We start from the raw sequence: 255 nt of genomic DNA, 5'->3' as shown, positions 1-255 counted from the left end.
AAGCTTCATCTGCTGTTGATTGGTAATCACCTATCCAAGTATACTCGGTAGTAAAAGGTCCTGTTTGAGAGGTACTAACACCAATATTCAAAGTTCCCATATTAGCACCAAATGCATGCATCCAAAACGATAATTCTGCACCATCTACTGCTGTAGATAAGTCTATTGCTGGTGTAATTGCAGAGGCTACGTTAGTTGTGTTTCCTGAACCTTCATATTCAAGGTGTGTTCCTGCATTTCCGTCCCATGTAATGT

Annotated in this window: 1 protein-coding gene; it reads right to left on the bottom strand. The window is 40.4% G+C overall.

Translation table 11 applies throughout. The features are described from left to right. On the bottom strand, nucleotides 1–255 hold a 255-nt coding region (locus tag V6251_RS15575), incomplete at both ends, for a hypothetical protein (protein WP_341589036.1).

This window comes from Olleya sp. Ti.3.14, assembly GCF_038154885.1.
Classification (GTDB): domain Bacteria; phylum Bacteroidota; class Bacteroidia; order Flavobacteriales; family Flavobacteriaceae; genus Olleya.
This window is presented reverse-complemented; position numbering and strand designations above follow the sequence as displayed.